7 protein-coding genes are annotated in these 4,616 nt (G+C 73.6%); 2 read left to right on the top strand and 5 right to left on the bottom strand.

What is annotated here, in order from left to right; all coding sequences use genetic code 11:
• Window positions 1–348, bottom strand: a 348-nt coding sequence (locus NH339_RS17345) for an NAD(P)/FAD-dependent oxidoreductase (RefSeq protein WP_253027252.1), incomplete at its 3' end; no start/stop codon positions are given.
• 36 nt (window positions 349–384) lie between these two features.
• Between NH339_RS17345 and NH339_RS17340 the strand changes: the two genes are divergently transcribed.
• Window positions 385–1,110, top strand: coding sequence for a queuosine precursor transporter (locus NH339_RS17340; protein WP_253027251.1), 726 nt, complete (start codon window positions 385–387; stop codon window positions 1,108–1,110).
• A gap of 33 nt (window positions 1,111–1,143) precedes the next feature.
• Here NH339_RS17340 and tgt read toward each other — a convergent pair whose 3' ends face one another.
• The 4 genes from tgt to NH339_RS17320 all read right to left on the bottom strand — a co-directional run bounded on the left by tgt (window position 1,144) and on the right by NH339_RS17320 (window position 4,277).
• Window positions 1,144–2,385, bottom strand: coding sequence for a tRNA guanosine(34) transglycosylase Tgt (tgt, locus tag NH339_RS17335; RefSeq protein ID WP_253027250.1), 1,242 nt, complete (start codon window positions 2,383–2,385; stop codon window positions 1,144–1,146).
• Window positions 2,386–2,416: 31 nt separating this feature from the next.
• A complete protein-coding gene (locus NH339_RS17330; protein WP_253027249.1) occupies window positions 2,417–3,076 on the bottom strand; it encodes a M50 family metallopeptidase in 660 nt (219 codons plus the stop codon).
• A gap of 25 nt (window positions 3,077–3,101) precedes the next feature.
• Window positions 3,102–3,506 (bottom strand): tetratricopeptide repeat protein, encoded by a 405-nt coding sequence (locus NH339_RS17325; protein ID WP_253027248.1) that lies wholly within the window; start codon window positions 3,504–3,506, stop codon window positions 3,102–3,104.
• Between the two features lie 69 nt (window positions 3,507–3,575).
• Window positions 3,576–4,277 (bottom strand): hypothetical protein, encoded by a 702-nt coding sequence (locus tag NH339_RS17320; RefSeq protein ID WP_253027253.1) that lies wholly within the window; start codon window positions 4,275–4,277, stop codon window positions 3,576–3,578.
• Window positions 4,278–4,402: 125 nt separating this feature from the next.
• On the opposite strand from NH339_RS17320, the gene NH339_RS17315 reads away from it, so the two are divergent.
• Window positions 4,403–4,616, top strand: a 214-nt coding sequence (locus tag NH339_RS17315) for a hypothetical protein (RefSeq protein WP_253027247.1), incomplete at its 3' end; no start/stop codon positions are given.

Genomic DNA, 4,616 nt, shown 5'->3' with positions numbered 1-4,616 from the left:
GGCGAGCGCGACGTCGCGGATGCGGGCGTCGAGCTGCGTGCGGGGCACCGCCGAGCCGTGGTCGGGCAGGGAGCCGCCGGGCCAGGGGAGCAGGAGCTCCTGGCCGAAGCCTGCGGCGCGCAGACCACGGTTCGTGCCGAACGAGCGGGTCCAGTCGCCGAGGCCCAGCCGGTCGAGCTCGGCGACGGCGCGAGGGGTCAGACCGTCGCCGCACGTCTTGTCGCGGGGGAACGCTGCTGCGTCGGCCAGCAGCACGTCCGCCCCCGCCCGGGCCGACCAGGCTGCCGCGGCAGCACCGGCGGGTCCGGCACCCACCACGAGGACGTCGGTGCGGTCGGGCAGGCTCATGGGGCGATCATCCCATCCCGTGCCAGGATGTCGCTCATGACCTCGTCGTCCTCCGCGCCCTCGCAGGCACCGGGCCAGGAGGTCCGGTTCGCGTCCTCGGGCTCGTCGGCCTACGCCGTCGTGCTCGCGCTGTTCGCCACCATCGTGGTCGTCTCCAACGTCGTGGCCACCAAGCCGATCGAGGTCGGCTCCGGGTCGTTGACGCTCGGACCCGTGCAGCTGTGGCCGCTCATCATCGACGGGGGAGCGGTGCTGTTCCCCCTCGCCTACGTGCTCGGCGACGTGATCTCGGAGGTCTACGGCTTCCGCGCGGCACGCCGGGCCGTGCTCACCGGCTTCGCCTGCGCGCTGCTGGCCGTCCTGACGTTCACCGTGGTCGCCCGCATCCCCGGGGCCTCGTTCTACGGCAACGACGAGGCGTTCTCGGTCGTCCTGGGCCCGGTGGCGCAGATCGTGCTGGCCAGCGTCGTCGGCTACGTGTGCGGGCAGCTGACCAACGCCTGGGTGCTCACCCGGATGAAGGCGCGGACGGCCGAGCGCGCGCTCGTGGCGCGGCTCGCCTCGTCGACCGGGCTTGGTGAGCTGGTCGACACGTTCCTGTTCTGCGCGATCGCCGCGAGCGCCATCGGCATCACGGGGGTGGGCGGGTTCCTCAACTACTTCGTGGTCGGGGTGCTGTTCAAGGTCGCGGTCGAGCTGCTCGTCATGCCGGTGACGGTGCTCGTGATCTCGCGGCTCAAGGCCGCCGAGCCCACCTACTGATCCCCACGTCGTGGTCCGGCGACGGCGTCGACGTCAGCGGGACGAGCCGATCCGGCCCATCGTCTCGGCGCGCAGATCGTCGAACGTGCCGTCCTCGATGGCGGCGCGCATACGGTCGACGAGTCGCACCACGTAGCGCTCGTTGTGGATGGTGGTCAGGGTCGCGGCGAGGTACTCCTTGGCCTTGAACAGGTGGTGGAGGTAGGCGCGGGTGTAGTGCGCGCAGGTGTAGCAGTCGCAGTCGTCCTCGATCGGCTCGAAGCGGCGGCGCGAGCGTGCGACGAGCAGGTTCTCGCGTCCGTCGGCGGTGTAGACGCGCGACGAGCGCGCCACCCGCGACGGGCCGACGCAGTCGAACGTGTCGGCGCCCGCCTCGACCGCCGCGAACAGGTCGTCGGGCTCGCCGATGCCGAGCAGGTGACGCGGCTTGTCGTCGGGGAGCTCGTCGGTGACCCAGCCGACGATGGTCGACAGGTTCTCCTTCTCGATGGCGCCGCCGATGCCGAAGCCGTCGAAGCGGGTGCCGTCGACCTCGAGGTCGGCCAGGTGCCGCGCGGCGCGACGACGGAGGTCCTCGTGCTGGGCGCCCTGCACGACGCCGAAGAGGGCGGGGGTGCCGGGCCGACCGGCGCGTTCCGTCCCGAGCCGGCGGTGCTCGGCGAGGCAGCGGGCGGCCCACGCCTCGGTGCGGGCCAGCGACTCCTCCTGGTAGGCGCGGCTGTCCAGCAGGGTGGTCAGCTCGTCGAAGGCGAAGATGACGTCGGCACCCAGGCGGTGCTGGATGCCCATCGACACCTCGGGGGTGAATCGGTGGGTCGAGCCGTCGAGGTGGCTGCGGAAGGTGACGCCGTCGTCGTCGACGTGGGCGAGACGGTCCTTGTCGGTGGCGATGACGTCGGCGGCCTCGGACGAGGAGTCCATCGACAGCGTCTTGCGGAACCCCGCGCCGAGGCTCATGACCTGGAAGCCGCCGGAGTCGGTGAAGGTCGGGCCGGACCAGCCCATGAACCGGCCGAGCCCGCCGGCCTCCTCCACGACGTCGTCCCCGGGCTGGAGGTACAGGTGGTAGGCGTTGGCGAGCAGGGCCTGCGCACCGAGCTCGGCCATCGCCTCCGGCAGCACCGCCTTGACGGTGGCCTTGGTGCCGACGGGCACGAAGGCGGGCGTGCGGATCGTGCCGTGCGCGGTGGTGAGCGTGCCGGTGCGGCCGGCGCGGTCCCCGAGGCGGGCGCCGACCTCGAAGAACGGCGAGGTCGTGGTGAGGGAGTCGTTCACCGGCTCATCCAAGCAGGCGGCGGGACGTGCGTCAGCGCAGGGCGGTGAGGTCGCGCAGCAGCGTCCAGGCGGGGACGAGGGCGCCGAGGGTGAGCAGCACGAAGCCCGCGTTCCACGCGACGGCGGGCAGGGGCGTGAGACGGGCGAGCACGTCGGCGTCGCTCGTGCGCGACCGCGAGGTGCGCCGCGACGACCACAGCTCGACCGTGGTGCGCGGCCCGCCGACGAGGAGGAACGTGGAGAGCGCGACGGCGGCGAACCCCTGTGCCGACGGGTCGGTGCGCCACACCAGCAGCGCGACGCCCGCCCCGGCGAGTCCCACCACGACGAGACCGAACATGTTGCGGATGAACACGAGCATCCCGGCGACGACGGCGAGCGCGGTCCACAGGGCCCAGGCGGTGCGGTCGAGCGAGACGAGCGCGAGCAGCCCGAGGCCGAGCGCGCTCGGGGCGAGGTACCCCGCTGCGGCGGTGGCGACCATGCCGGGGCCGGTGGGCCGGCCGACCGAGGTGGTCAGTCCCGACGTGTCGCGGTGCAGGCGGACCCCGTTCAGACGTCGACCGGTCAGCACGGCGACCAGTGCGTGGCCCGCCTCGTGCACGAGGGTGACGACGTGCCGGCCGGCCCCCCATCCCCACGGCAGCAGCGCCAGGGCGGCGCCGACCGCCGCGGGGACGTAGGGGCTCATCGTGCGGCTCCGGCCGGACCGGGGCTCAGACGACCGGTCGGTCGACGAGCTGCACGCGCGACGCGTCGCGGGCCGACTCGCCCATCGCAGCCGCCAGGCGGTGCATGAGCGCACCCTCGCGGTGACGGCTCTGCCGGTCGAGCGTCAGGCCGAGCGCGGTGTGCGCCCAGCCGCTCGTGGGCTCCAGCTCGACGAGCCGACGGAACGCGTCCTCCGCAGGTCGCAGCTGGGCGGCCGCGAAGTGGGCGCGGGCGAGCAGCTCCCACGCCGACGCGTTGTCGGGGGAGTCCTCGACGACCCGACGCAGGACGCGCGCGGCGTCCCGGGGGTAGCGCGACTCCAGCAGCTCCTCGCCGAGGCGGAAGGCGTCGAAGACGTCCATCACCGCGATCTGGTCGTCGGAGATGTTCGGGGTCAGGTAGATGGTCATGGGGCTCCTCCTCCCGGGGCGTGCTGGTCGGGCTCGTCAACGGCGGCGTCGTCCGGTTCATTCCCGCGCTCACGGGGCCGGCGCGGGGTCCTGCTGGTCGCCGGTCGTGGCGCTCGGCGTCGGCGTCGGGACGGGGTCGGCGCTCGACGTCGGGGTCGGCGTCGGCGTCGGCGTGGGGTCGGGGGTGGCCTCGTCGTCGGGGGTGGGCGATGCGGTCGGGTCCGGCGTGGCGGTCTCGGTGGGCGTCGGCTGGTCGTCCCGCTGCCCGGAGCCGCCCCCGCCGGAGAAGTGGCCGATGCGGGGGTTGTCGGGGTTCGACCCGTAGGCCTTGCCGGTCACGAGCTCGTAGCTGCCCATGGCCAGGCCCGCGACGAGCAGGACGACCACGGTCGACAGGGCCACGGCCCTCCAGCGGATGGTGCGGCGGGGCGCGTCGACCACCTCGGCTCCGGTGACCTCCTCGTGCGTGGCACGGCGGACCGCGGCCAGGGCCTCGGCGGTGTGGCCGGGCTCGGCCTCGGTCTCGACGACCTGGCCGCCGTCGGTCTGCACGATGAGCGTGCGGCCCTTGTCGAGCGTGCTGGCGTAGAGCGAGGACGTGATGGTCACGACGAGGCTGCCGAGCGCGGCTCCGACGATGGTGCCGGCCACGCCGAGCGCGGAGGCGATCCACGCCGACGTCATGGCGGCGAGGGCGCCGGCCACCACCTGGAACCACGACAGGCCGCCCAGGACCGAGGATCGTTCTCGGGTGTCGGTGGAGTCAGGCATGGATTCCAGCCTAGGGGGGCCACGCCAGCCGTTCGAGCCGCGTGGAACGCGTTCCACGTCACGCATCGCCCGGGGTCCGGCACGCCTGCACGGTTCTGTCGGTCAGTCTTGCCAGACTCGGACGCATGGCTCCCACCCTCACCCTCCTGCTCGGTCTGCTCGTCGGTGTCGCGCTCGGCGTGGTGGTCGGCCTGCTGGTCGCCCGCCTGCGTCAGGTCGACGGCGCGGCGGACGTCGAGGACCCCGCGGTGGTCCAGGCGCGGCACGCCGCGGAGCTGGCCGAGGTGCGGCACGCAGCCCACGCGGAGCTCGCCGACGCACGGCACGCGGCGGCGGCGG

It is taken from the genome of Aeromicrobium sp. CnD17-E, assembly GCF_024124745.1.
Classification (GTDB): domain Bacteria; phylum Actinomycetota; class Actinomycetes; order Propionibacteriales; family Nocardioidaceae; genus Aeromicrobium.
Note: the sequence above shows the minus strand (reverse complement) of the source record. Positions and strands in the feature narration are given on the sequence as shown.

Coding starts and splice junctions, on each gene's coding strand:
- NH339_RS17340 (WP_253027251.1), top strand. CDS start 385: ATGACCTCGTCGTCCTCCGCGCCCTCGCAGGCACCGGGCCAGGAGGTC.
- NH339_RS17330 (WP_253027249.1), bottom strand. CDS start 3,076: ATGAGCCCCTACGTCCCCGCGGCGGTCGGCGCCGCCCTGGCGCTGCTG.
- NH339_RS17325 (WP_253027248.1), bottom strand. CDS start 3,506: ATGACCATCTACCTGACCCCGAACATCTCCGACGACCAGATCGCGGTG.
- NH339_RS17320 (WP_253027253.1), bottom strand. CDS start 4,277: ATGCCTGACTCCACCGACACCCGAGAACGATCCTCGGTCCTGGGCGGC.